The sequence below is a fragment of the Paenibacillus sp. FSL H3-0286 genome (assembly GCF_045040705.1).
GTDB classification, from domain to species: Bacteria; Bacillota; Bacilli; order Paenibacillales; family Paenibacillaceae; genus Paenibacillus_AQ; species Paenibacillus_AQ odorifer.
This window is the reverse complement of the sequence record NZ_CP150285.1, coordinates 1,266,717-1,293,681: the sequence shown is the minus strand read 5'-3', so window position 1 is coordinate 1,293,681 and position 26,965 is coordinate 1,266,717. Positions and strand designations below refer to the sequence as shown.

The 26,965-nt window shown below is 44.9% G+C and carries 24 protein-coding genes; 4 read left to right on the top strand and 20 right to left on the bottom strand.

Translation table 11 applies throughout. The annotated features are described in order from the left end of the window. Positions 1-34: 34 nt before the first annotated feature. The 6 genes from MHB37_RS05590 to MHB37_RS05565 form a co-directional block, all read right to left on the bottom strand. Positions 35-925 carry a carbohydrate ABC transporter permease gene (locus MHB37_RS05590; RefSeq protein WP_076129520.1) on the bottom strand — a complete coding sequence of 297 codons (891 nt, stop codon included), beginning with the start codon at positions 923-925 and terminating at the stop codon, positions 35-37. 13 nt (positions 926-938) lie between these two features. Then, a complete protein-coding gene (locus MHB37_RS05585) occupies positions 939-1,820 on the bottom strand; it encodes a carbohydrate ABC transporter permease (RefSeq protein WP_036686803.1) in 882 nt (293 codons plus the stop codon). Between the two features lie 101 nt (positions 1,821-1,921). Beyond that, positions 1,922-3,244: an extracellular solute-binding protein gene (locus MHB37_RS05580; protein WP_038569072.1), complete on the bottom strand. Its 1,323-nt coding sequence runs from the start codon at positions 3,242-3,244 to the stop codon at positions 1,922-1,924. Between the two features lie 111 nt (positions 3,245-3,355). After that, positions 3,356-4,144, bottom strand: a complete 789-nt coding sequence (locus MHB37_RS05575; RefSeq protein ID WP_339246747.1) for a response regulator — start codon at positions 4,142-4,144, stop codon at positions 3,356-3,358. Next, a complete protein-coding gene (locus tag MHB37_RS05570; RefSeq protein ID WP_038569068.1) occupies positions 4,141-5,901 on the bottom strand; it encodes a sensor histidine kinase in 1,761 nt (586 codons plus the stop codon). Before MHB37_RS05570 ends, MHB37_RS05575 begins: the two co-directional genes overlap by 4 nt. A gap of 301 nt (positions 5,902-6,202) precedes the next feature. After that, positions 6,203-6,697, bottom strand: coding sequence for a DinB family protein (locus tag MHB37_RS05565; protein ID WP_036686798.1), 495 nt, complete (start codon positions 6,695-6,697; stop codon positions 6,203-6,205). Between the two features lie 220 nt (positions 6,698-6,917). Here MHB37_RS05565 and MHB37_RS05560 point away from each other — a divergent pair, with 220 nt between their 5' ends. Then, positions 6,918-7,481 carry a CGNR zinc finger domain-containing protein gene (locus MHB37_RS05560; protein WP_405169026.1) on the top strand — a complete coding sequence of 188 codons (564 nt, stop codon included), beginning with the start codon at positions 6,918-6,920 and terminating at the stop codon, positions 7,479-7,481. A gap of 310 nt (positions 7,482-7,791) precedes the next feature. Here MHB37_RS05560 and MHB37_RS05555 read toward each other — a convergent pair whose 3' ends face one another. From MHB37_RS05555 to MHB37_RS05545, 3 genes are all read right to left on the bottom strand, one after another. After that, positions 7,792-8,319 (bottom strand): GNAT family N-acetyltransferase, encoded by a 528-nt coding sequence (locus MHB37_RS05555; RefSeq protein ID WP_405169025.1) that lies wholly within the window; start codon positions 8,317-8,319, stop codon positions 7,792-7,794. A gap of 61 nt (positions 8,320-8,380) precedes the next feature. Next, positions 8,381-8,869, bottom strand: coding sequence for a DUF6933 domain-containing protein (locus MHB37_RS05550; protein WP_036686793.1), 489 nt, complete (start codon positions 8,867-8,869; stop codon positions 8,381-8,383). A 61-nt stretch (positions 8,870-8,930) separates the two neighbouring features. Next, positions 8,931-10,910 (bottom strand): translation factor GTPase family protein, encoded by a 1,980-nt coding sequence (locus MHB37_RS05545; protein WP_076145470.1) that lies wholly within the window; start codon positions 10,908-10,910, stop codon positions 8,931-8,933. A gap of 187 nt (positions 10,911-11,097) precedes the next feature. On the opposite strand from MHB37_RS05545, the gene MHB37_RS05540 reads away from it, so the two are divergent. Together MHB37_RS05540 and MHB37_RS05535 are read left to right on the top strand one after the other, a co-directional pair. Then, positions 11,098-11,889 carry an SDR family NAD(P)-dependent oxidoreductase gene (locus tag MHB37_RS05540; RefSeq protein ID WP_339246740.1) on the top strand — a complete coding sequence of 264 codons (792 nt, stop codon included), beginning with the start codon at positions 11,098-11,100 and terminating at the stop codon, positions 11,887-11,889. Positions 11,890-11,974: 85 nt separating this feature from the next. After that, positions 11,975-12,946: an S-layer homology domain-containing protein gene (locus MHB37_RS05535; RefSeq protein WP_076129528.1), complete on the top strand. Its 972-nt coding sequence runs from the start codon at positions 11,975-11,977 to the stop codon at positions 12,944-12,946. Between the two features lie 1,587 nt (positions 12,947-14,533). Here the strand turns inward: MHB37_RS05535 and MHB37_RS05530 are convergent. Further along, complete coding sequence (locus MHB37_RS05530; protein ID WP_339246737.1) at positions 14,534-15,328, bottom strand: hypothetical protein; 795 nt, start codon at positions 15,326-15,328, stop codon at positions 14,534-14,536. 169 nt (positions 15,329-15,497) lie between these two features. Between MHB37_RS05530 and MHB37_RS05525 the strand changes: the two genes are divergently transcribed. Further along, on the top strand, positions 15,498-16,553 hold the full coding sequence (locus MHB37_RS05525) for a GIY-YIG nuclease family protein (protein ID WP_405169024.1): 1,056 nt from the start codon (positions 15,498-15,500) through the stop codon (positions 16,551-16,553). A gap of 42 nt (positions 16,554-16,595) precedes the next feature. Here the strand turns inward: MHB37_RS05525 and MHB37_RS05520 are convergent, their stop codons facing one another. The 10 genes from MHB37_RS05520 to MHB37_RS05475 all read right to left on the bottom strand — a co-directional run bounded on the left by MHB37_RS05520 (position 16,596) and on the right by MHB37_RS05475 (position 26,881). After that, entirely contained in the window at positions 16,596-16,937 is a 342-nt protein-coding gene (locus tag MHB37_RS05520) for a hypothetical protein (RefSeq protein ID WP_405169023.1), read from the bottom strand. 184 nt (positions 16,938-17,121) lie between these two features. Beyond that, complete coding sequence (locus tag MHB37_RS05515; RefSeq protein WP_076129532.1) at positions 17,122-19,350, bottom strand: Tex family protein; 2,229 nt, start codon at positions 19,348-19,350, stop codon at positions 17,122-17,124. A gap of 172 nt (positions 19,351-19,522) precedes the next feature. Continuing rightward, positions 19,523-20,722: an MFS transporter gene (locus MHB37_RS05510; RefSeq protein WP_076100052.1), complete on the bottom strand. Its 1,200-nt coding sequence runs from the start codon at positions 20,720-20,722 to the stop codon at positions 19,523-19,525. 172 nt (positions 20,723-20,894) lie between these two features. Further along, positions 20,895-21,503 (bottom strand): TetR/AcrR family transcriptional regulator, encoded by a 609-nt coding sequence (locus MHB37_RS05505; RefSeq protein ID WP_081383506.1) that lies wholly within the window; start codon positions 21,501-21,503, stop codon positions 20,895-20,897. Between the two features lie 156 nt (positions 21,504-21,659). Then, positions 21,660-22,010, bottom strand: a complete 351-nt coding sequence (locus MHB37_RS05500) for a type II toxin-antitoxin system PemK/MazF family toxin (protein ID WP_036686777.1) — start codon at positions 22,008-22,010, stop codon at positions 21,660-21,662. 3 nt (positions 22,011-22,013) lie between these two features. Then, the gene (locus MHB37_RS05495; RefSeq protein ID WP_025698676.1) at positions 22,014-22,295 is read right to left on the bottom strand and encodes a CopG family ribbon-helix-helix protein; all 282 of its coding nucleotides are present in this window, start codon (positions 22,293-22,295) and stop codon (positions 22,014-22,016) included. A 215-nt stretch (positions 22,296-22,510) separates the two neighbouring features. Next, positions 22,511-23,692, bottom strand: coding sequence for an alanine racemase (alr, locus tag MHB37_RS05490; protein WP_076303358.1), 1,182 nt, complete (start codon positions 23,690-23,692; stop codon positions 22,511-22,513). Between the two features lie 188 nt (positions 23,693-23,880). Then, entirely contained in the window at positions 23,881-24,966 is a 1,086-nt protein-coding gene (locus MHB37_RS05485; RefSeq protein ID WP_076129533.1) for an outer membrane lipoprotein carrier protein LolA, read from the bottom strand. Between the two features lie 206 nt (positions 24,967-25,172). Further along, positions 25,173-25,346 (bottom strand): aspartyl-phosphate phosphatase Spo0E family protein, encoded by a 174-nt coding sequence (locus tag MHB37_RS05480; RefSeq protein WP_076129534.1) that lies wholly within the window; start codon positions 25,344-25,346, stop codon positions 25,173-25,175. A 149-nt stretch (positions 25,347-25,495) separates the two neighbouring features. After that, complete coding sequence (locus tag MHB37_RS05475) at positions 25,496-26,881, bottom strand: helix-turn-helix transcriptional regulator (RefSeq protein ID WP_076303359.1); 1,386 nt, start codon at positions 26,879-26,881, stop codon at positions 25,496-25,498. Between the last annotated feature and the right edge of the window lie 84 nt (positions 26,882-26,965).

The window sequence follows — 26,965 nt, the reverse complement described above, 5'->3', positions numbered from 1 at the left end:
TTTTCGAGCTGAGAAATTCAGGTCTTCTTTCTACTTACCCTTTAACCGAACCCGCCGCAATTCCCTCAACGATACGGTTACTGAGGAACAGGAATGTAATCAGAATAGGCAAAATACTGATCATAAGCGTTGCCCCGATCGCACCCCAATCCGTCGTATATTGACCAATGAAGTTTTGCACCCCCACGGTCAGCGTCTTGTAAGAATCAGAACTAATAAATGTGTTTACAAAAATAAATTCGTTCCAGTTATAGATCATATTAATAATGGCTGTAGTCGCGATCACCGAGCTTGTCATAGGAAGTATAATTCTAAAAAACATTCTGTTCACGGAACAACCATCAATTACTGCAGCCTCTTCCACTTCGCGTGGCAGTGCGTAATAGAAGCCCAGCAAAATCATAATCGTTATCGGCATGTTAAAAGCGACATAAGACAAAATAAGTGACAAAGGGTGATCCGTTAAGCCAATCTTATTGAATATACTAAATAACGGAATAAGCGTGGAGTGAACAGGAATCATCATCGCTACCATAAACAATCCCAGTACGAACGAGCTTCCCTTCCATTTCATTCTGGTAACTGCATACGTAACCAAGCTCCCGAAGATAACCGTTAACACCGTAGCCACGATGGTAATCCATACGCTGTTGAAGAAATACACGTTGATGTTCCCTACATTCCAGACCTTCGCGTAATTCTCCCAATGAGGATTCATCGGCAACGATAGAGCAGGAAGGTTGAACACTTCCTGATTATTTTTTAATGAGAAAAACAGCAGCCATACAAGCGGAAACAATTGCAGAACAGCAACGGCAATCAACACGATATATAGCAATGAGTAGCCTAATTTACGTGTGATCTCCGCACCTGCGCCGCCTGGCTTTGGCCCGATTTCTAGCCTTCCTGCAGTTCCAGACATCATGAAGCGCCCCTCCTTATGAGTATTGGATCGAATCTTTCGTAGCAGTTAATTTGCGAATGACCCAAGTAATGACGAGACAGATGACGAGCAGGAAGAAACCAATTGCGCTCCCGTAGCCAAAATCATAAGCCCGAAAAGCCTGATGATACATATAAGACGCCATCACTTCACTAGAGCCATTAGGACCTCCATCCGTCATAACAAAGATTAAGTCAAAATACTTCAGAGAACCTACAACGGCCAGAACAATCGTAACTTTAATGACTTCCATTGCGAGTGGAAGCTTTATTTTCCAAGCGATTTGTAAGGCAGAGGCTCCGTCAATCTTTGCTGCCTCTTCCAGAGAGGTCGGGATATTCTTGAGTGCTGCGTAATAGATCAGAATATAGAAACCAGCATATTGCCACAGAATGGGAATAAATAAAGCAAACAAAACTAATGTAGGCTCTGCAAGCCATGCAGGAGGATTAGCAAAACCAATGGATACTAATAAGCTGTTCACAATTCCGTTCGTCGGATGATAAATTCTTAGCCAAAGCTGCGCAATCGCAACGGACGATAGCAGCATCGGAATCAGATATATTTTGCGAAACAAGTTAGCTCCCTTGATCCGGGCGGCTAATACCATAGCAATTGCCAAATAAATAATGAGACTTAGGGTAGAAAACAACGCTAACTGCAGAGAATGCCAAGCACTATTCCAGAAGGTTTGGTCTGTTAGCAAAGCTTTATAGTTATCAAATCCGATAAAAGTCAGAGCACCTATGCCATTCCATTTATTCAGTCCATAATAACCCGTTAGAACAATCGGAATATATACAATAGCCAGAATTAGAAGCAAGGCGGGAAATACATATAACGCGATTATTTTTTTGTTAGACATCACTTTATCCAAAGTGTCCGACTCCTTTCCTTCATAAACCGTTTGAGGAAAGGCTTATCCGGCATCACGCTGCCGGATAAGCTAATTGTCCCCTTCGCCTAGTTGTCGAAGCTTTAGTTGCCTTTGGAGATGGCCGCGTCATGCTCCTCGGAATACTTCTCTGGCGTCACCGCTTTGCCAAAAAGAGCCTGGATCATATTCAGATGCGTTTCTGCTGCATTGGCACGCATTTGAACATCTGCGAATAAAGTGATGCTGCTAGCTTTGTTCATTTCGTTAAACAAATCGATGTAGAGCTGTGGTAGATCCAGTGTGGCGGTGTCCACCTTCGTAGCTGGAATAACGCCTGCTCCAGTTACGGATTGCTCTCCCCATTTGGATACGAAATACTCGACGAATAATTTTGCTTCTTCTTTTACCTCAGAATTCTCAGCAACAAATAATCCTACACCTGGTCCACCTACCCAGCTGTTAATGTCTCCCTTCCCGCCTTCCACTGTCGGGAATTTGAAGAAACCAACACTATTACGGAATTCCAGTGGAATTTCTTCATTCGTTGTGAAGTTTGGCAGATCCCATGATCCCATCATGTACATTGCCGCCTTGCCATTTACGAACTCTGATTTTGCCTCTTCATTTGATAAACCGTTGAATCCCTTAACAAATGCATTGCTGTCTACAAGTGATTGGACCTCTGATGCCGCCTTTACTAATCCTTCATCCATAAATGAGCCTGATCCACTGATCGCACCTGCAAGTGCCTGTTGGCCTGCGATCCGATCAGCCAGATACATATACCAAAGCGATCCTGTCCAGCGATCCTTATTGCCGAGAGCAATCGGTGCAATGCCCCCATCAGATAGTGTTTTTACAACTTGCTTAAACTGATCGTAGGTTTGTGGAACCTCAAGATTATACTTTTCAAAAATAGCTTTATTGTAGTAGATAGGTGCGATGTTAAACTCAAGTGGAAGCGCATACGTTTTATCGTTAATAGCATAAGCCTCTGTAGTTCCTGCGACGAACTTGTCTTTTAATTCACCATTCAACAAGTCATCTACAGGTGCGAACAGATTTCCTTCAACGTAAGGCTGCAAAAAGCCAGCGGCCCAAGTTACCCCAACGTCTGGCAATTCGTTAGAAGCAGATAATACCTTCAACTTATTTTTGTATTGCTCGTTGTCCAGAACCTCTTGCTTGATTACAACATTGGGATGCTCTGTTTGATATTCTTTAATGATTTGATTAACAATTTTATTTTGTCCGGCAGAAACACCTTCTGGCCATAAATGCATGAAGTTAACGGTGACTTTGTCGCTTCCCCCATTTGCACTACCTTTAGATTCACCTGCATTGTTATCTTTTTGACCACAACCAGCTGTGACAAGAACGAGGCACATCGTTAAGAACAATATTGTCCATTTTTTATTGCGCACGCTTACAACCCCTTTTCTATTGTTGTCTAGCGGCCTTGTAACCGCTTAACTAGATTGTAGCTTGGATCCCATGATGTCGTAAGGTCATAAGGATTGGGACTAATACCACTATTATTGGATTCTTTCCTCCGTGGTCATGACGTTCTGCCGGTATTGCCCTGGACTAACATTTTCGAGTGCACGAAATACCTTCACAAAATATTTGGCTGTTTGATAGCCTACTTGTTCCGCGATTTCAGCAATAGACAACCGTGTGCTCACCAGTAGTTCTTTGGCTCGTTGTACTCTCCTTCTCGTTACATATTCACTGTAAGTCAGTCCCGTCTGCTCTTTGAAAAGGACGCTGAAATAGCTGGCATTCATGTGTAATTGATCCGCTATATCACGCATGGATATCGATTCGTGAAGATGTTCGTCTAAGTATTGGAGTGCCTCACGCACTTGAGTGCTATACACTTTCTCCTGCTGTACCGTTTCCATAAGCTTGGGATCGATCAGCTTCTCCATTTGTTCGATTCGATAAATATCATCCTTGCGTTTCAATGCTAATTCCACTGCTCGGACCAGCTTCGTTTTGTCGAGTGGCTTCAGTAAATATTCAACTACACCAAACTGCAAGGCTTTCTGTGCATAGTCAAATTCAGGATGCCCGGAGATCACAATAACCACTGGAGAATGAGGCATTTCGTTCAGCTTTTCAACTAATTCTAGCCCTCCAATCTCAGGCATGCGCACATCGGTAATAAGCAGATTAACTTCGTTATTTTGCAGCCATGCCAGTGCCTCAACACCGCTTGCTGCGGTTTCGATGCGATATTGACCGGATGACCAGGCTTCTAATGTTTTACGAACCCCTTCTCTTGTTCTCGGTTCATCATCTACGATGAGTATAGTTTTCACGTGTTTTTCCCCTCTCCAGGTTCATTCGGTATTTCAAAAGAGATGCTAGTTCCATAACCTTCTTCACTTCGTATTTCAAGCCCGTCCGTATTGTCTACGTAACTGAGTTTCAGTCTCCGCTCTATATTAGCAATACCAATCCCAGTCCCTTTGGAAGACCTCATGCTCCCCTTCTCCATGGTGTGATAGATAGACGATATCTTTGCTGCATCCATCCCTGGACCATCGTCAGTTACCGTAACCAATGTATATCCCGGACGACTTGAAGGTCTGACAATTAGCATGACTGTCCCCGGTCCAACCCTTTGCTCTACGCCATGAAGAATCGCATTTTCGACCAGAGGCTGGATTAACAGCTTCGGTAGCGGGACACTTCGGCAAGCTTCATCTGACTCAATCCGCCAGGATAACCTGTCGAGCATACGCATCTCCATAATCTTCAAATATCTTTCGGCATGGTCGAGCTCATCGCCGATAGTCACCCATTCATCATCATCAGTTCGATTGATGACATAACGAAAAAGCCCCGACATATCAACCACAATTTGAGCTAATTCCTCCTCACCTTTTTCATCGAGGGCCCAGTAGAATGCTTCTAATGTGTTAAATAGAAAGTGCGGATTGATTTGAGCCTGAAGTGCCTTTAATTCTGTGCGACTCTGGACGATCTCCTTCTGATAGACGACTTCAATTAGTTCATTCAGAGAGTGAACCATCTGGTTGTAAGTATTATTGAGCTCATTGATCTCCATAGTGGTAGAAGTGACTGAAATCGGTTTCAAGGTTCCAAATCGTGAACCGCGCATCACTTTTATCAAATTCAGTATGGGCCGTGTAATCATCGTGGATAAAATAAAAGTAAAGATGAGAAACAATAAACTGCCAACAACACCGGATACGATGATCGCTGTACGAAGGACAGATATCCCCTCTGTCGTATAGTCAACTGGAGTAAGGATTACTAGCCTCCAACCTGTTGCCTTGGACTGCTTCTGAATTACAATGTAGTCTTCTCCGCCAACCTCAACCTTTTCTCCTCCATGATCCAGTATCTTATTTGCATTGACATTTACGGAAAAATCGGAAGAAATTTGCCGTCCCGCTTCATCAAATAATCTCATTAATTCACGCGTTTCCGCCTGTGAGCTGTCCACCTCATCCGTAAGCTGGAAGTAACTTTTCTCAATTTGAACCATAATATAGCCAGCTTTCGTGAATGAATGATCAATCAGCCTAATATTACGAATCGCAATGACGATATCCGAATTCCGCGGGTCAAGTCCAAACCATACGAGACGTCCTTTGCCCTCGTCCACCCGGCTGATCCATTCTTCGGATACTCGATTGTTCAGGCTGGCGTCATCAACCGAAAGTAATTTCTGATAATCACCTGCATACAGCTCAATGGAACGAATCCCTGTCGCATACGCCTCATATTTACGTACTTCCTGCTGGATGGTTTGACGTTCGGCGAAGCTGATCGGCTTTCCTTCAGCCTCTTGAGCGAGCAATCGCTGAATGGAGGCGTTGGTTGCCACTTGCGCCGTCAACGTATTAATCTGCCGGATCAGTACATCCAATTTGCCCGTTGCCTGAACTGCAGTCTGTTCAATGTGCTTCTCCGCACTATTGCGTAATAGAACCGAAACTTGCCCGTACATAAAAAAACCAACCGTGGCTAGTACGATCACCATGACAAACATAAAACCCAGGAAAATTTGATTACGCAATGTGTTTAACTGTCCAAACCTCGTCAATCTTTACACTCCCTTCCGCCTGATAAACTTGATTCCTCATCAAAAAAGATGACCCTTAAATCTTCAGGAATCATCTGCAGCTCTAGTTATTTGTTAATTCAGCCTTTGGATTATATGATATCAGTGATTAGTTTCTGAGCCCATATCCATATCGCGTTTTAATTTATCCAAATCAACCAAAAAAAACAATATAGAATATATACTCGTGCCTACCAGAGTTGCACAAAAAAAAACCGTACCTCCGCTGACCCGGGTATACCGGAATAGCAGTGTACGGCTTGTATTTTTAAATGTGGAGGTTCTAATTAAAACTACGGTTGGACACCCAAGAACCCTGCAATTTACGCAGCATAATAATTTGTCCAGTATGGTAAGAATCGTGTAGGATAAGGCTCATTACTTCTTCCCCTGGCGCATGACCCGAACCGCCCCAATCATACGCGCCTTCTTCCAACGCTTCAATGATTTCTCTAAGAGCAGCATGCACGTCCTTCAGGTCTGCAACGGCTTTCGCCCATGCTTCTTCTCCTTCAGCTGTTACAGTAAAGGTATCATCGTTGCTTTCAGCATCGGGTTGTTTGGGCAACCCCTTTAGCTTTCGCAGCAAACGCACCTTATAATAAGTTAGATGGTTAACCGTTTCCCAGATAGAATTGGCCGCCCCACCCTCTGGCTTCCAGAGAGCCTGTTTGCTATCCACACCTTCCAGCGCATCGCTAAGCGGCGGAGCCCAATCCTCGATATCCATGCAATAATCCCAATTTTGGAGCAAGACCTCACTGATTTTATTTTGCATGTTCAACCTCCTAAAAATTTGTGTAAGCATAAACTTCATGGTGTAGCTTCAAAAAGAACTACTTCAAAGCGAACTAATATGTAACTACTTAAACCATAATATAGTGGTTACAAAAGAAATGTAGCATATTTCCAGATTGTATTCAAGTAACTAGCTAAACTTATTTTTAACTGTTACAATGATTTGTAATGAGCGTTGAATCGGAAAGGATGAACAGACCGTGTTGTGGGAGGATTTCATTAACAGCTACTGGCGGGATTGGCGAACAGGAGATAAGAATAAAGATCGGGACAGGCTCGATGAAGAAGAATGGGTTTTTAAATGGCTGAAGGAGTATTCTCTTTTAGAAACACAGATGCCGAACACGATAGAAATGGCGCAGCTTAAAAAGCTTCGCTCACTACTATGGAACTGGGTACAGGCTATTGTGCAAGGAAACTCGGTGTATGGAGAAATGCTTGAACAGCTCAATATCTATTTGGACAAGGGTCCTGTTACACGGCGAATTGTATGGAAAAGCGACGAGCAAGCGGAAATAAAGCTGTTGCCAATCCATAGCGGTTGGGAGCAGGTGCTGGCGGAGATTGCGGCGTCTTTTGCAGAGGCATTGCTTGAAAAAGAACCCATAAGATTCCGCATCTGCGAGAATCCCGATTGCCTCTGGGTCTATTATGATGATACACGCAACCGCTCCAAGCGGTACTGCGATGACAAAGCTTGTGGCAACCTTATGAAGGTGCGGCGCTTCCGAGCGCGGAAGAAGGCTGAGTCTGAGGGGGAATAGGCGGTTGTAGCAACGATACTCCGGTTTGCGGTGGCTTGCTACGGCAGATTATGGGCAAGTGGAAAAAGGCTGGCAGAGCTTAATGAACTCGTAAAATAACTGCATTTCATACACTTATTCCGCATCCAAAGGGGATCATCAGGACTTTAATTGTATTCTGTACACTTAAAAACTAGAAAATGTGCCCATAGAGTAATAAATCACAAAAATAGATGTACGAAATACAGTTATATCCTTTGGCGGGTTATTTGCAGGATTATAGTTGTACAAAATACAGTTAAAGGCTTCTGCACATCGCTCCCCTTGGCTCTTAATCCCCAACAGTCCCAATATCCCTCCACCCGATCATGATCTCTTCAACAATCTCATTCCTAATCTTCACTTCTTTTGTCGCAACAGATTGCCCACCCACTTTGTGGTAGAAATGAATCGCGGGATTTCCTGTTACCACCCAAGTCATGAACGAGCTATAATTTTTCTCCAATAAATTCTGTGCTACGCTTCTTATGAGTTGCCTTCCAAGACCCTTTCCTTGCTGTTCCTTAAGCAAATAGAGTGCATATAGCTCCGCATCATAGAGATCAGAGAGATCTGACCCTCTTCGCGCACCACCATTTGCAAAACCAATAATCGTCCCAGCCCCATCTTCGGCCACATACATAACCTCGTCTTTATTGGGGTTTTCAAAATTCCGAATCCAGAGCTTTCTTCTTGCTTCCACGGTGATTTTATCGAGAAACTCGTCCGAAATTAGCCCTCTGTACGTGGTTTTCCAACTCGCAGCGTGGACAACAGCGATCCCGTCTATATCACTAGCTGTTGCTTCTCTAATCTTCAATTTATTTCCCCCTCAGATTTCCGATAAAAGCTTCAGCTAGTCCAAGATTGACAGTACTTGCTTATGAATAGTAACTATTTAAGGATTCTCTAAAGACATTAATGGGCTCTTTATAATCAATAGGTTTATATATAATAGTGTTCAACCACTTATTCCTCTCAAGCAAGCTGCTGAAATCACTTTGAGCTACCGAATTGTATAGTGTTATTTCATTCATTGTTCCAAGTACACTTTTATTATTTGTACGGGATATAGTGATTTCTCCGGCCTCTAATAAATACTGATTTATGAGCTGCTTCTTAAAACCCTCCTGCAATAAATACTCCTTAAGTTCTATTCTGAACTTTTCAACCAATTTATCAGCTTGACCGCTTCTTATTCCATCCAATAATATACATAACCGGCTTGCATCATGTACAAATAAAATATGTTTTTTTCTGAGTTGCATAATATTCACATGCCAACTAAAAAAGGAGGAGATGTCTTCTACTTCTACTGGAGCTACTTTCATATCTTTTAATAATTTCTGAGTATATCTTAGTACTAACATCGATGACACGCTCCTTTGTCTTCACCCTGCCTATTAGTCTCAATAGTCCTTCTACCTCAATTTACCCTTGCAGTGCCTTTCGCACGCTTAATATATATTTCGCCTGATCAAGTGGGTTCACGCCCCGGCGGGTGCGCTCAGCAGATACGTCTGGTGGACATTCTTCATAGCCGGCAAAAAAAGAAGTAAACGTGCTGCGCCCCTTCGTGTAGGAGCTTAAGCTGACAGGATAATCGAGTGACGTTGCCAGCGGCAAACGTCCTTCGATAATCATCCGTTCGCCTTGCAGCACGGGAGGCTCGAACGTGCCGCGCATCTGCACGAGGTCGTTCATCACCCGGCCGCCATTCTCCTCAGGGACCACGATGCGAACCTGCAGAATCGGCTCCAGAAGCTTAGTGCCTACCCGAGCGAGTCCGTCCATAATTCCCATCGGAGTCGCCACAGCAAAATCCAGCGGATGGGTATGCCATACATGATGCTGTCCCTCGGTCAAGGTCACTTTAAGGTCGGTAACCTCCCAGCCATACAAACCCTGCTGCAAGGCTTCCGGTACACGGCGTGCGGTTTCGCTCTGGTATTGCGGCAGCAGATCGGAACTCCGCACTATCGAATCGTAGACTAAACCACTGCCCGGAGGTCCAGGCTCAATCTGAAACCGCAAAATCGCCCAGCACGGTTTCGGCATCGTATAGGCGATAAAACCTTCCCCTGCACGGGCTGGCGTTTCTTTATAAATGACAGAAGGCTGACCGAAAGTAACCTTCAGCGCATATCGCTCCTCCAGAACACTGTTCAGAATCTCCAGCTGAATCGGTCCCATTACTTTGATATGTAGCTCCCGCTCATCCTGCAGCCACTGCGCATCCAAAAGCGGATCTTCATCCGCCAGCTCCTGCAGCGCCCCGATAACCTTATGGTCATCCATATCTGGCTCCCAGAATACACGCACCGTTAGCAGAGGTACAGCCAGCTTCGCCTCCTCCGGAATGGCCCCCGGATGGCCGAGCACATCTCCGATGCGCACCCCGGAAAGACCATAGATAACAGCAATATCTCCCGCTTCAAGCGCTCCGACATCCTCGGTCCGACCACCTTCGACCTTGCGGATCTGGGTCACTTTTCCCTGAATATCCTGCGTATAATTCATCAGCGTATCGCGGTTACGGATCGTCCCTTCATACAGGCGGACAAACGCCATCCGTCCCATACTTTTATCACGTTGAATATTGTATACGATGCCTGACACCGGACCCTCCACATTCCCACCAGCGCGCGGAAAATACTCAACCATCGCATCCAGCAAGGCAGTAATCCCAAGCCCCTTGGCGGCGACGCCATAAACCATCGGAAAAAAGCGACCTGATGAGGCGGCTGTTTTCATATATTTTTTCCATTCAGCCAAATCAATCGGACTACCTGACATATACTTCTCCAACAGCTCTTCGTCCCGTTCAGCTAAAGCCTCTAATAATTCTGTTCGCTTGTTAGCATCAGCTTCATTCTCCCATAAATCTCTTGCTCCTATGTACTCCTTCTCTTTGCCGATGGGTTGCTGAACTGGAATAATATCACTAGACAAATAATTTCGCGCCTCTGCCAGCACAGCTTCAGGGTCAGCACCTACACGATCCATTTTGTTCACAAAAATAAGTGTGGGGATTCCCAGCTTGCGCAGCGCGTTCCAGATCATCTCGCTTTGGGCCTGCACACCCTCCACGGCTGAAAGAACAAGCACCGCACAATCCATCACCCGCAAAGACCGCTCAACTTCGGACAGAAAATCGACGTGCCCCGGGGTATCGACCAGATTAATCTGCACACCTTTCCAAGCAAAAGAAGCCAATGCCGCCCGTACGGATATCCCCCGCTGCCGCTCCACATCCATAGAATCCGTCAATGCCGTCCCCGTATCTACGCTGCCAAGCGCTCGAATGCGACCGCTTTCATACAAAATATGCTCCGTTGTTGTTGTCTTCCCGGCGTCCACATGGGCAAATATCCCCACATTAATCCGTTCTGCTCCCTGCTGCTGAATCATCTATAGTTCCCCTATCATGAGCTAGATTTATCTAAATTTATGTGAATTTATATTATTTACATCCTTATGTTCCATAGTAATATATCCATCCACGTTGTTCCACCCTCCAGTTCAAATGGTTAGATTCAGCTATGCCGGGTATGTAATTACTAATATAAGAAATTTAACGCCGAGGAGGAAATTCATCATGACAGATAAACGTTTACAGGATAAAGTTGCAGTGGTTACAGGTGCTGGTTCCGGTATTGGAAAAGCTACAGCGATACGGTTTGCCCAACAGGGAGCTAAGGTATATATGCTTGACCGCACTCCCGAGGATTCCTATGAAACTAAACGTGAGATTGAATCTATTGGCGGTACAGCAACAGTAATTGAATGCGATGTCTCCAATCCAGGTCTGGTCGAAGAAAGTATTCGTAAGGTTGGGGAGGCGGCCCAGAAGATTGATATTATTTTTGCCAATGCTGGCATTAATGGTACATGGTCTCCCATCGAAACACTAGAAATCGAAGATTGGGACCAGACACTGAATACCAACCTACGCAGCACCTTTGCCACAGTAAAATACGCCATCCCCCACATGAAAGAAAATGGCGGCAGCATCATTATCACCAGCTCCATTAACGGCAACCGAGTATTCTCGAACATTGGCGCTTCCGCTTACTCATCTTCCAAGGCAGGACAAGTTGCTTTTATGAAAATGGCTGCACTAGAGCTGGCGCAATACGGCATCCGTGTAAATGCCATCTGTCCTGGATCAATCGATACACAAATTGGAGATAATACGTATAAAAGCGATGATCTTCAAGAAGTGAAGATTCCTGTGGAATTTCCGGAAGGTAATCATCCGCTGGAAAATGCACCAGGTAAGCCTGAGCAGGTTGCCAATCTGGTATTATTTCTCGCATCGGATGAATCTTTTCATGTGACGGGAACTGAAATTTATATAGATGGTGCCGAATCGCTACTGCGTGGATAATATTTTACTTGAACCGTTATAATATTTTAAATTCTATGCAACATTTTGGTCTAATCTACCATCTAAGAGTATGGAGGTGACGCAAATGAAAAAACCATTATTCATAAATAACGCTAAAAAAATGACTATAGCCTGCGGCATTTTGGCAGCGAGTGTGTCTTTTGGGGCATCCGCTTTTGCTTTTTCAGATTTGAAAGGTGATCCTGCGGAAGCAAAAATCAACTCTTTGCATAAAGAGGGGATTATAAACGGAGTAGACAAAGATAAGTTTGCTCCTAAATCTAAAGTAAGCTTTGCGCAAGGGATACAATTCATCGTTGGGGGTCTGAATCTGACTCCGCAACCAGCGGCAGGTAGTAGTTCTTCCAAAGCGAGTGATTATTTTGATAAAGTGAACGACAAGGCCTGGTATGCTTCGGCTTTCCTGACTGCCAAGCAAAATGGCCTTTCACTCGACCGGACAGTGGATCCTAACGGAACCATCACCCGTGCTCAGTTCGCGCACTTATTGACGCAAGCGCTGCAAAGTAAAGGTAACTTCCCTGTTACGCTGATGTATGTAGATATTAAGGATGGCGATAAACTCTCTACTGAGGTTATAAATAGTCTCCAGATTCTGCTGAATACACATATTGCCACACTCGATAAGAACGGTAATTTCCGGCCAAATGATGCTATTACCCGCTCTGAAGCAGCCGCTCTGATCTATGATGCAGCCGCTTTTGCTAAACGTGTAATTGTATCTAATGGCAGTCCCACTACTCCAACCTACGAAACAGAGGTTACGTTGACCAAAGCGGGTGAAGGCGTAAATAAAGCCACCCTTACCGTTAATAATCTACCTAACCCCGGGTATGGGCTGGTGATTGAGCGAATCGAATTTGGTAAAGACAATACAGCTGTGATTTACTTTAACGTGACTGCTCCTGAACCAGGGAAAATGTACGCGCAGGTGATCACAAAAGCATCTGTTGCCACTTATCTGCCAGATGGATACAAAGCTATCGCTCAACCTGTAACTGGCTCCGCCTCTTATTCGTCTAGCGCGGCACAATAATATAAATTGAACTTGAGGGTTTTAGAGTTAAGAGTCAGTCGCAGCTGCGGTGAATATTTGGATTTCCAGCTACCGTTTATGACGGCTGAGATACGGAGAAGCTTATGCTTACGAAGATGGCTTTCCCATGGAAATCTTAGCAGCGGTTGCTATCGCTCCTACAGTCCCAAAGTTCCCCTTCGCCTCTCTTCCCTTTCCTCAGGTATCTAAGTTCATTTTTATAAACAAATAAGGGATGCCTCAAAAGCCATCATATGGCTACTGAAGCATCCCTTGTTGTTCCTTCCCCCTTTATCCCAACTCCAAACTCCGAATGATAAGGTAACGGATGCAGCCGCTATCGAACTACATAATTGCTATTGTCTTAAAAAACATCCAATATGGGCCTATTTCTAACGACTAGCTGCACTGGGCCCGAACTGTGCTCCAATCGCAATAAATTTGCAAATAACGTCGCTGGGTTCGCAAGCTAACTCAGGCTCAGAAATGCTGATTACTTAGCAGTGATGAACATCAGACTTCGAGCGATTAGATCATTTTTGTGTGCATAAAGCTACTTGACGGGGATGAACATCAAACTTCGCGAGATTAGATCATATTTGTGTGCATGAAGCTACTTGATGGGGATGAACATCAAACTTCGAGCGATTAGATCATTTTTGTGTGCATGAAGCTACTTGACGGGGATGAACATCAAACTTCCAGGGATTAGATCATTTTTGTGTGCAAGAGGCTACTTGACGGGATGAACATCAAACTTCGAGCGATTAGATCATATTTGCACGGACGTAGCTTCTATCGGACCCAGATGACCTTATTCGCAGAAAAATGCCAATTTCACGATACTATCGGACTCCACCGTCGCTATTGGCACAAAAAGCACCATAGATATGCCTTTTTCTAATGAATAGCTGCACTGGAGTCCGAAACTATGCCCTAATCGCTAAAAACACGCGAATAGCGTCATCTGGGTCCGTTAGGCTCAGCGTATATCAATGGATATGAAAATCCGCTAAAGCAGGTAGCCAAAAACAAAATACAGGTCAGCGATGCTCCAATGTTTGCGGTATGCGAACGTAGCAGATGGGTGTGTAGCAGTTAGGTATGCAGTAACTAGGTGTTCAGTAACTAGGTATGCAGTAACTAGGTGTTCAGTAACTAGGTGTGCAGCAGTTAGGTGTGCAACAACTAGGTTGCAACAACTAGGTGTGCATCAGAAGGATTTGCAGCGGATGGGGTTGCAGTAGCTATCGGACCCAGATGACCTTATTCGCAGTATAATCGCACATTTGGACTACTAAAGGACTCCATCGTCGCTATCGGCACAAAAAGTACCATAAATGTGCCTTTTTGTAATGAATAGTTGCACTGGAGTCCGAAACTGTGCTCTAATCGCTAAAAACACGCGAATAACGTCATTTGGGTCCGTAAGGATCAGCGTATACCAACGGACGTGAATAATAAGTTGAAGCAGGCAAACAGCGTCCATAATAGCGCCATCTGAGTCCGTAAGCTAAGGCGTCCATAATAGCATCATCTGGGTCCATAAGCTAAGGCGTCCATAATAGCGTCATCTGGGTCCGTAAGCTAAGGCGTCCATTGATCATGAATAATGCCGACTAATGCATGGTCTTCTCCGATCTTTTCGAAGACTAGACGCAGGCTGCGCCAATCCATTCCCTCGACAGAAGGATCGATACCAGCAATATGATATTCAACGAAATCATATTGCTCCTTAGGATACACTTCGTTTAAGTTATTGATCGTCGTCCCTTGCCCAAGCCCCTTGTTCACAGCAATTTCGGCCTTCTGAATGAAGTCCGCATCATAAACAAACCGCTTGTAGTAATCTGCGAATGTCAGCTCGATTAAATCACCGGAGCCAGCAAATGTTCGCCAGACTCTTTTGGTAGAGTCATTCATTAATCCTTCTACTTCCTCCCGGGTGAATACAAGATCATTTTTTGTATCCACGTATGCATATGGAGAGAAACGTAGCCCTTTATCCCGATGTACCCATGCCGCTAATTGCTTCATATCCTTGTTTTTAATTGACCTTATAACCGTCGTCGCTGCTTCCTCAACTGATGGCGGTAATCCCTCTAGATCCTGCGGCTGCCCCGTACTTGATGTCTCAGTCTCCTGTGGTGATTCCGTAGTAGCCGCTGACTGTGCAGTTGATGTCTGCTCTGGCGTCTGCTTTTCCGTCTGCTCTGGTGCCTGCTCGGGTATCGGCTTTTGCGTCTGCACTGGCGTCTGCTCTTGTGAATGCTCTGGCGTCTGCTTCGGCTCCGTCCCTGCTTCTGGCGTTCCGCTACATGCTGTAAGCCATAACATTGCTGCTATCAGCGCCAGCCCACCGATTTTTTTTGCGAAGTACATAAGATCCCTCCTTAGCTTCGATCCTTCACTCTTTAGACTGATTTGAACAAATGAAGGTTGCAAGCTTATACTAAAACTATCAATCATACAACTCTTATGAGAGGGCGGGGTTATCATTCATTTAACAGAAAAACTTAAAAGCCTTCCCCTAACTCCCGGTGTTTATCTCATGAAGGATAATCTCGGTCATATTATATATGTTGGCAAGGCAAAACAGTTAAAACGGAGAGTCCAATCTTATTTTCAAAACTCAAAATCTCATTCCCCAAAGGTTAAGCAGCTTGTAAGAAATATTAAAGATCTGGAAATCATCCTTACGGATACAGAATTCGAAGCCTTTATGCTGGAATGCAAATTAATTAAAGAGATCAAACCCATGTACAATAAAAAAATGAAAAATCCGCAGGCTTATACCTATATCGTAATAGGAGCGGATGAAAAAATACGTTCGTTAGAGATTACCTATGATCCTGCGGTCAAAGAAGGCACTCAGGTTTTGGGTCCCTATACAAGCAGAAGCACGGTGGAACGGGCAGTGCAAGGCATTAAAGAAAGCTCAAAAATCCTTTGCAGCAACCCTAGCTTTAAAAATTCCCTATGCCTAAACCATTCGCTTGGCCTATGCATTGGGATGTGTGCAGGCGGAGATGCCGCTGTTCAATATAATAAAATTATTGATCGGGTCATTGGCTTACTAAACGGCTCAGATTCCAGCATCCTCGAGGAAATGGAGCAACGGATGGCAGTGGCCGCGGAGCACTATGACTTCGAAACCGCCGCCAAATACAGGGATTATATTGGAGCTGTTAGCTTCCTGATTCACAAAGAGAAGGTCATCGAATTCGCTCAAGAGAATCAGAATATTGCAGTTCTTGAGGCCATGAATGAACAGACGCTTAAACTCATTCTGCTCAAGGGCAACCATATCCTGTCCCATACCAAGCTACAATATGATCAACCGGATATCACCCACCTGCAAGCGGCAATAAAGTCAGCGATTATGACCACTTTTCACAGTGAACCCAATCAGACCCCGGCAGCGATCGGCCGCCATGAAATTGACGAAGCACAAATAATATACAGCTATTTAAAAAGCAGCTCCTGCAGCTACATCATCATTCAAGAGGATTGGCTTGCAGCTGAGCAACGTTCCAATATAGAGACTTCGGTAAATGAGCTATTGCAGATTTTTTTAAATGCGCTTCCTTCTCATTCCTATAATTAAAAAGATTTCGTAACTGCGGTAAATGTTTGGACTTCCGGCTGATTATATTAAACGGCGGCCTGCCTTTGCAGGCTGCATTTTTCGGTTTTGCTTCTTCAACAATCTTTTATAGCGTTTTTGAGTGTAAAGCACCTCACCCGCCTCCATTACCGTTTCCTTCGCCTCATTAACAACCAGCTTAGTTTCCTCCACACATTCCTTCATACGATTGATCTCCGATTTGAATCCCCCAGATCTGTCCTTCGCCTGCTCCAACGTGATCTGAGTGTTTCCCTTCATCTCATCTATAGGTTCTTTCAACCCCTCTACTGATTGCTTAACTCCGTCAAGGGATTGCTTCAGGCCATTCACACTATTTTTTAATTCTTTCAATGGATTTCCCACATCTATCTCCTCCTAGTAATAAGCCATTAGTTCAACTGTTACTCTAAACTTACCCAAAGAGTGCACGTCCTTCACTTCTATAATGACAAAAAGGGTTCCAGCTGAAAATAATCAACAAGAAGCCAGTCCCCAATAATGGAGACTGGCTTCTTGTTGTCGTTCTTTGAGGATCACTGCGATCTGTCTACTTTACGCTTCCCGCCTCAACACGCGGCGGACGCATCGTCAAGCTGACCCGGCCCTTCTTCAGGTCAACCCCCATCACCCAGACGGTGACATTGTCTCCTACGGAGACAACGTCCATCGGGTGCTTCACAAAGCTGCCGCTGAGCTGGGAAATATGCACCAGCCCATCGTTTTTGATGCCGATATCGACGAATGCGCCGAAATCGATAACGTTGCGGACGGTTCCCTGCATTTCCATGCCAGGAACCAGGTCCTCGATCTTCAGCACATCGGTGCGGAAGATCGGCAGCGGCAGCTCCTCGCGCGGATCGCGGCCCGGACGCTGCAAGCTCTCCAGGATGTCGCGCAGCGTAGGCACGCCGACATCCAGCTTCACAGCCAGCTCCTCGGCATTTTGCACCTCAAGCTGTGAGGCTACTTCTTTGCTGCCAAGCTTATTCACATCGAGGCTTAGCTCACGGAACAAACGATCCACCACCGGATAGGACTCGGGGTGAATAGGCGTGCGGTCCAAGGTGTTGTCTCCACCTGGAATCCGCAGGAAGCCGATACATTGCTCATAGGACTTGGCACCTAGACGAGGTACCTTTTGCAGCTGCTTCCGAGTCGTGAACTTGCCGTTCTCTTCCCGGAATTTAACGATATTCTTAGCAATTGTTCCATTAACTCCTGCCACATAAGAAAGCAAGGCAGGAGATGCCGTGTTCACATCCACGCCAACATGGTTTACCGCTGATTCCACGACGGCTTTAAGACTCTCCTCCAGATGCTTTTGGGAGACGTCATGCTGGTACTGTCCCACACCAATAGCTTTCGGATCGATTTTCACCAGCTCCGCCAGCGGGTCTTGCACACGACGGGCGATAGAAGCCGCGCTGCGCTCCGCTACATCCAGATCCGGGAATTCCTCCTGCGCCAGCTTGGAAGCCGAATAGACACTCGCTCCCGCTTCATTAACGATCAGGTACGCCAGCTCTGGATTGCCAATCTCGGCAATCACTTCTGCTGTAAACTGCTCCGTTTCACGCGAGCCTGTACCATTGCCGATTACGATGAGCTGAATGCCGTACTTAGCAATCAACTCTTTGAACTTAGCAGCAGCTTCGAGCTTCTTGTTGTTCGGCGGCGTCGGATAGGTCACAGCTACCTCTAGCAGCTTACCTGTATCGTCTACAACAGCCAGCTTACAGCCAGTACGGTATGCAGGGTCAACACCCAGCACACAACGTCCCTTTACTGGCGGTTGCAGCAGCAGGCTACGTAGATTGCCAGAGAAGATCGAAATCGCCTGGTTCTCCCCACGTTCGGTCATCTCTCCACGAACTTCACGCTCTACAGAAGGAGCAATCAAACGTTTGTAGGCATCCTCAGTCACTGCTTCCAGCAGTTCCTTCACCGGGGATGGCCCTTTAATGATCTTCCGTGCGATATAGGCATGAATTTTATCAGTGACGACCTCAATGCCTACCTTTAATATATTTTCACGCTCACCACGGTTAATTGCTAGGATGCGGTGAGGTGGCATTTTGTGTACAGGTTCACGGTAACTATAGTAATTTTCGTATACAGATTCTTGTTCTGCATCCTTTGCTTCAGACACAAGAATACCTTGACTTGCTGTATACTGGCGAACCCAAGAGCGGATCGCAGGATCATCTGCTATGTTCTCGGCAATGATATCCAGTGCGCCTTGCAGCGCTTGGTCTGCGCTCTCTACTCCCTTTTCCACATCAATATATTTCGATGCTTCAGTCTGTGGATCCCCTTGTCTTTGCTGCTCCAAGATCCAGTTAGCAAGCGGCTCAAGTCCTTTTTCCTTCGCAACACTAGCCCGCGTCTTACGCTTTTGCTTGAAGGGACGATACAAGTCCTCTACTTCCTGAAGCTTGACCGCATTGATAATTTGCTCATGAAGCTCTTTGGTCAGCTTGCCCTGCTCTTCAATATTGCGTATAACGTCTTTTTTACGTTCGCCTAGATTGCGAAGATAACCCAGCCGTTCTTCAATATCACGAAGCGCATTTTCGTCCAGCTCACCCGTCATTTCCTTCCGATATCTGGCGATGAACGGAATGGTATTTCCCTCATCCAGCAGTCCTACCGTAGTGCGTACCTGTTTCAGACTAATGTTCAATTCCTTGGCAATCGCTACGGTTATCAATTCCTGCTCCCGCTGTGCGTTTGCCTCATCCGTAATGACTTCCGTATTGCTGTTATCTACCGCCATTAGTATCCCTCTTCCCGTACACAATCTGCTTATACATATCTTGATCTCATAATTAAAATAGTATCACAGATTCGGCTCTGCACCAAAGACCAGCCCGAATAGCGCGCTTTGTACTGAACCGCTGTGCGATAAAGCGAGGCATGGTAGAGTGGTCAGAGCCCGGATTCGGCGATTACGCCCGCTGTCCCATTCCCCGTTTTCCGGAACTCAGTGACAATACAAAACACAAAGCCAGAACGAGCGCGGCTGCCCCATATGGGAAGTTAATACTAAGATCAAACAAATACCCTGCGACGATAGGCCCAGCAATATTTCCGAGACTTGTATAAGCTGAGTTCATTCCCGCTACGAAACCTTGCTGCGATTCTCCGGCCATCTTGGAAAGCTGTGTGCCTACTGCTGGACGCAGAATATCCATTGCAAAGAACACAATAAAGGTAACCGTAATAATCGCCCAAAAGCCGCTTACAAACAAGGTCAGCAGAATAAACAATGATGAGACTATAAGACAAGTGGAGATCACCTTGTTCTCCCCGAATTTATTCAAGATCCAGCCAAACGCGGACACCTGCACCACCGCACCTGCAATAGAACCAAAGGTAATTACAAAAGCGATATCCTTAGGCGTAAAGCCAAATTTATGGTCCACGAACAATCCGAACACCGTTTCATAATTAGCCAGCCCAAAAGCCATGACAAATACAATAATTAAGCCGAAAAAATACGGTTCGCGATAAGAACGCATCAGCTGCGTCAAGAAGCTTTCCTGATTATTTTTTGATAACGTCGCTTCCTTACGTTTCTCTTCAGATAGAGACTCAGGCAAAATTAAAACTGTAATTAGAGCTGCAACTCCAGCTGCACCCGCTGCACAGAAAAAGGGTACCCGCATTCCAAGCTCAGCAAGATAACCGCCAATCCCAGGACCAATAATAAAGCCGGTGGTAATGGCTGCATTAATTAGCCCCATTCCTTTAGCTCTCTCTTCAAAAGAAGTCGTGTCCGCTACATAAGCCATAACTGCCGGCATAATTAAAGCAGCTCCTGCACCACCAAGCAATCTCGAAACGAACAAGAGCCAAGGTACATTGGCCAGACCAAAAATCAGCTCCGATATCGCAAACACGATCAAGCCTGCTACAATCACCTTTTTTCTACCGATTCTGTCGGATAATCTGCCGGCAAATGGCGATATTAATAATTGGGCAAGCGAGAAGGAGGCGACCAAGAGCCCGACAGTACTTCCGCTGATCCCAAGCTCATTCATGTAGGTTGGCATTATTGGGACTACTAGCCCAATTCCAGTAAAAGCCAGAAAAATATTAAGCATAACAAGCAGCATAGCGCCTCTGTTTCTAAGTAACAATGACATTGTATTAACCCTCCGTGTGTTTAAAGCCAAAACTTCGAATATTATGCATGTTAAGACCGACCATCCGGTCTAAATAATAATAAAAAAATAACCCTTCCTATTCCGGTGCCTTTGAGAAGCTTCAGCCTTCATGTTCCTGAATGTAAAGCTTCTTTTCATGCCCCTCGTTATCTTACCCCGTACGGATCCCTTGTAATAATAAATTTACTGCTTCCCGGTAATATTTTTTTATATCCTCCTGGGTCTTCTCATGAATCGAGAATTCAGAAACTCTTCCAATCCCTTCAAGCATGCCACTCACGATGATTACATAGTTCTCTAAGTCGCCTTTTACCAAATATCCCGTTTCAATACCTTCCTTCAAAAGATCACGACAAGCATGTGAGGCTGCTTCATAAAGAAGTGAAAGCCGCTTGCTAATCTCTTCCGGGTGGCATCTGCTTCTGGAGAATTCCTCGAGCGCATGAATCAATGGATTCTGAAAATCATTTGCGTAGTGTTCGGCTAACGCATAAAATCGTTCTTCGATCCCTACAATTTCCTGTTTCTTATCATCCCACGCTTGCAGCCACTCTAACGTATCCACTTCCACTACAAATAGAAAAAGCTCATCCTTGCTCGGAAAATGGTGATACAGACTGCCTTTACTGACATTCGAGGCTACACAAACTTCATTCATAGTTACGGCAGCATAACCCTTCTGTACAAACAGCTGCGTGGCCTTGCGCACAATTCTTTTTTTAGTTTCTTCTCCGTCTGAGCGTCCTTTGATTCTAAGCACCTCCTAAACCGACCGTACGGTCTAATAATATCAGATCATTTTCAAAAAGTGAAGACCTAACGATTCTTTATTTACTATACGCAAAAACGCACATTAAAAGACGCCCGGATTCGTACCCGAGCGCCAATCTCATGAGTTATCTATAACCTAGGGTGATTAAAAATCAATCAGACCAAGGCTGATTTGCAGCGATTCATCCACCTTTTTCATCGTTTCATCATCAAGGTGGGTGATCTTGTCAGTTAAGCGTTGTTTGTCAATCGTCCTAACCTGTTCCAGCAAAATAACAGAATCTCTGTCAAAGCCATGAGCAGCTGCGTCAATTTCCACATGTGTAGGTAACTTAGCCTTCTGGATTTGGGCTGTGATTGCAGCCACAATTACCGTCGGGCTAAAGCGATTGCCAATATCGTTCTGGATGACCAGAACTGGCCTTACTCCGCCTTGTTCAGAACCTACAACCGGCGAAAGATCAGCAAAAAAAACATCGCCACGTTTAACGATCAATGTCTACACCCCGCTTACTAAGCGGCCAAGAGTGCTGTCTGCATCTTCCTCCGCGAGGAAAGCCTCGCATGCCATGGTCAAGTTGATCTTAGCCATTTCCATGTAGCCGCGCTGCATGGACTCCCGGATGGAACGTTTCCTCCGTTCGCTCAAGTACAGCTTCATGGCCTGCCTAATCAATTCACTCCGGTTGGAATTCTCCAATTGAACAATTCCGTCCACTTCCTGCAAGAGATGATCGGGCAAGCTGATCATGATTCTTTTGGTGTTCTGCAAATTAGCCACCTTCTCTTCCACCCCCACAAACCTTCTGCCCTTGTGTTCCAGTGTTACAATATACAAGGAATTTTATACAAGGAATATATGCCGCCAGTATATCAAGTATGCTGCATCCCATTATAAACTAGAAATGGTGGTTCGTATAGGCTTTTAGTCACATCTCCTAATACGATACAATTCCTTCTATTTTCTCCCTTGTATAACATCACTGTCAAGAACTTTCAGTTTGTGAGCAGAGCATTTACTAATTTAGGAAGTGTGCCTTCACTTATATAAACGCGGGGCACCCGATGAGCCAACATGCAGATAACCTCGTAGTGAATTGTTCCAAGCTGGAGAGCCAACTCGTCTGCCGTGATCATCACGTCAGCTTGACGGCCGATGAGAACAACTTCTTCGCCTGCTTTAATTTGTTCCGCTTCTGCAGCGAAAGATTTGAGTGATACCATACACTGATCCATGCAGATTGTTCCGACGACAGGAACGCGGCGTCCACGTATTAGCACCTCCGCTTTGCCAGTTAGCATGCGGGAATATCCATCTGCGTACCCCACAGGTAGCGTTGCAATAATCTCCTCGCTCTCTGTGATGTACCTAGTGCCGTAACTGACGCCCCAACCGGCAGGCAGGCTTTTGACATATACAACCTGCGTCTTCAGCGTCAATACCGGACGTAGTTCTACCAGTTGACGGTTCACCTCTGTGGAGGGATAAAATCCGTACAAGCTGATGCCTACACGCACCATGTTGCTGGATAAATAAGGTGAATCAATGGCCGTAGCGCTATTGCCCGTATGTATGATCGGGATCTGAATGTTCTGCTCCCGCAGCGTTTCCGCCACGCTCATGAACCGTCGATGCTGTTCCAGTGTATAGCTTTTGTCTTGTTCGTCTGCCTTGGCAAAATGGGTAAACATACCCTCCAGCTCCGCCTGCGCAACAGACTGCACTTCAGAGATAAACGCAGGTGCGTCAGCTGGTAAAAGACCCAGTCGTCCCATCCCGCTATCAATCTTGATATGCACCTTCAGCCGATGTTCCGGATCTATAGGAAGCTGTCTTATAGCCTCCAGTACCTCCGGTGTGAACAGTGTTACAGTTACATGGTTCTCCCAGGCAACGGCTATTCCTTCTGGGGAAGTGTAGCCAAGCACCAGTATAGGAATCAGTATTCCCGCCTGACGCAGCTCCAATGCTTCATCCAAAAAAGCCACACTAACATAATCTGCTCCGAGTCTTTCCAGCTCCCGTGTCACTTCCACTGCTCCATGGCCGTACGCATTTCCTTTGACGCATCCCATAAACTTTGTCTCTGCCGGCAAGTAGCGGCGAAAGGCTTCGTAATTGGCACGCAAATCATCCAGATTAATTTCGGCTACTGTCGGTCGATAGCTTGCTTGCACTTCAAGTCACCTTCTTACGTTGTAGTAAAACGTCATTGCTGCATTGCATTAATCATTGTCTTAGTACCAATGGTAATGCTACAGAAGGTGGCTGTCAATGTGTGCTGGAGCCCCGGCAAATAAAGAAAAGCGGATACTACGTTGTAGAGGAAAGAATCCCACAAAACGCAGTATCCGCCTACTTTTTATTATTTACCCGATTGTGCCTCCATAGAAGCGGCAATTTGCATCATTTCATTAGCAGGAAGATTGGCACTTGTAATTCGGTACTCTACTCCCTCAGACATCCAAGTCAATGTCTGCTGCTCATCCCCACTCAGAACTCCCCATGTAAAACCAAGGTCTTTCAGGGTTCCAGGCGCCAGTGCTACCGCACGGTCCAGTGGACGGGATTCCATAATAGTGTACTGATAAATCCCATCATATCGGATGAGAACAGCATGGTCTTTGTTGCCCTCCAATTTATGCGAGTCCTTAAACTCGACACCAGCTGGAATATAATCAGGTTCAATGATCCCAAAGTCTCCAAGCTCTGCAGCCACTGGTTGCTCAGCCGGTTCTTGGCCTTCAGGAGCTGTAATTGGATTACCATTCTCATCAACCTCAGCTACTGTGCTCTCTGCGGACTTACCCGAGGCCATGTTCTTTTCCATATCAAAAGAATCCTTGGTGAAATCCGTATCGAATTTGAAGGTGTCAAACTTCACGTTTACAACTACCTTCGCTTCAGAATCCGAGACTTGAACCTGCTTAGGTTCATAAGTCTTTTTATCAAGCCAAATCTTTTGTCGTACAAGGGCATTGCTTTGATAATTCGCGGCTACCTCGAACACATAGTTATCCCCATCTTCCACAAATTGGCGATTATTATCCGAAACTATGCCACGAACCAACGTCTGATACAGATAGACCTGACCTTGATCATCCGGCCAATCGCTTTGGAAGCGGAAGCTCTTATTCATACTTGGTGTGAGTACGAATACTCCCTCATCATTACGAAGTACGATCTGCGTAATATCCTTCTGAACATTTGCCAAGCTGATCCGGTAGTAGGAAGGATTCTTGTACCATACCTCTACCTTATACTCCTGCGGCTGTTCCCCGGTATACAGGGTCATTGTGCCAGAACCTTGGTACGTTCCCTGCTTACTTTCCAACTTGTCAGCCACATTGTTCAAATCCTTGACTACGGAAGCGGCATCCTTCTTCCCGCACCCCGTCATCACCAGGGCCACGCTCATAATGATCGCGAGTACCCATGTTATCCGGCGCATGACATCATCCCCTTAACCTGTTTTGAATGCATTGATTAGTACATGTCTATGAGGGACTTGGCCGCAATATGCAGACGGGCATGACAAGCGTGCAGCATTGATTTATTTTATGAGCTCCAACAAGCCAAAAAGCCCGCGCACAGCGCTGGCTCTATACTTCATCAGAAGTTGCAATATCATTATGTAGGGTGTTTTAACCATTCTCTTCAATTCTCGTTATCACTATGTACTGCTTTATTGTACTGATTAATTAATTCATCTAATCTCATGGACTGTCTGATCACATTTGGATGCGAAAGCCCTCCATGTTGCCTCTCCATCAAATAAAGTTTGTTTCTAGCACCCTCTATTCTCTTTTGGATAATTTCCTGATCATTCATTAACACTACCTCCCTAATGAAATATTCTAGAGGTATATGTCAAATTCTTAATTTTACATTGAAGTGCATTACTAGAATTCAAAAAAAAAAGCGATACCAGATTTAATTGAGAACTCTCTTTATTGATATCTTCTATGAAACTATCACTACTAAGCACTGTCAATAACAAAGCAATTTTTCTTTTCATTGATTCTAAGCAGATTCTGGTACTCTTTCTGCGTTTCTAAAGATGCAATATGCCGAAGCTGCTCAAACATTCCGACACACTTAATTATACATGATTCGTTATTAATCCTTACAGAATTATCTAAACTATCCATTATATATTTTATACTAAGCTCATATTTTCCTCTTCTTATATAATACAATGCAATTTCAGCCATAAAAAAAGTGTATCTGTCTTCGATAATTTGTCGATTATAACATTTAAGATTTCTCTGCTGATCTCTAAAATCTGATATTTCTGGCTCAAACCGCTGAAGAATATCATCCACATTAAAATCATAGTGGTTGGCTGCCTGAAGGATTTTGAACAGGCCTGGAAGAAATTCTTCTTTTCTATCTTCAATATAGGTCACATATTCCGGAAGCATTGCTGCATCACCTTTTAAAATTTTCAGCAAAAAAATATTAGCCTGCGCCCAACCCATACATTGATTCATGAGTTGCAAATCTTCCTCCGTATCCTCACGAATCCAGCTCATGTCCATGTAAAGGTTGATATAATGCAATGCTCTATCATAATCTCCAAGCTCTCTGTAAACTACTGAACGTAACACATAAGAATATAAAATATATGAAAATAAGGGCATTGCAGGTTCCTTTTGTACCCCGTTTTTTCTGGCTCGCTCATTATTATAATTATATTGAATGGATGCTTTTTTGCCCAATTCCTTAGTCATTACCATTACCTTATCCCAATGCCTCAAAGCGCTATATGTATTCGCCAGAACCTTCAGTGCGTCAAGCTGATCAACTTCATCAAGCCGATTTACAAAGCCCTCAAACTGCACCGCTGCCCGCAAATTTACATCCTGATCGCCCCCTAGAGCAATCGTAAACAATCTGTATTGGCAAAAAGCCAGCCGCTCTGAATGCTGATACTTCTCACTCTCCGCCACACTCCGGTATAACAACGCTGCAGCTTCATATTTCCCTTGTGCAAAGAAATCTTCTGCTGTATCAAACAACGGGTGTGTATAAGATAGGCTGTCCATCATGATTCCAATCACCCGGCTTATACATTCCAGCTTATCTAGTTCAGCACAGCGATATAGAAAAGGTCGAAGACGTCTCCAATTGGGATTGGAATGTATAAAACACTCCTCCACATACATATCGTAAAAGCAGCCTTCCTCTAATCCCATACCTTTTGTAATCCGATCTAATTGCTGCATGGCTATAGGACGATTCCCATTCATAATGTTGCTAATCGTGCCTGAATTTACTTTAGATACCTCTGCGAATTGATTAATTGTTATTCCATTCTTCTTGAGGTAGTCCGCCAGTTCTGCACGAATGGTCATCTGCTTCATGATCAAAGCCACCTTTCGCCATCATGATTCATATATAGATCAATAGTATTTAAATAATAATATGTCTAATTATTCCAGTGGTCA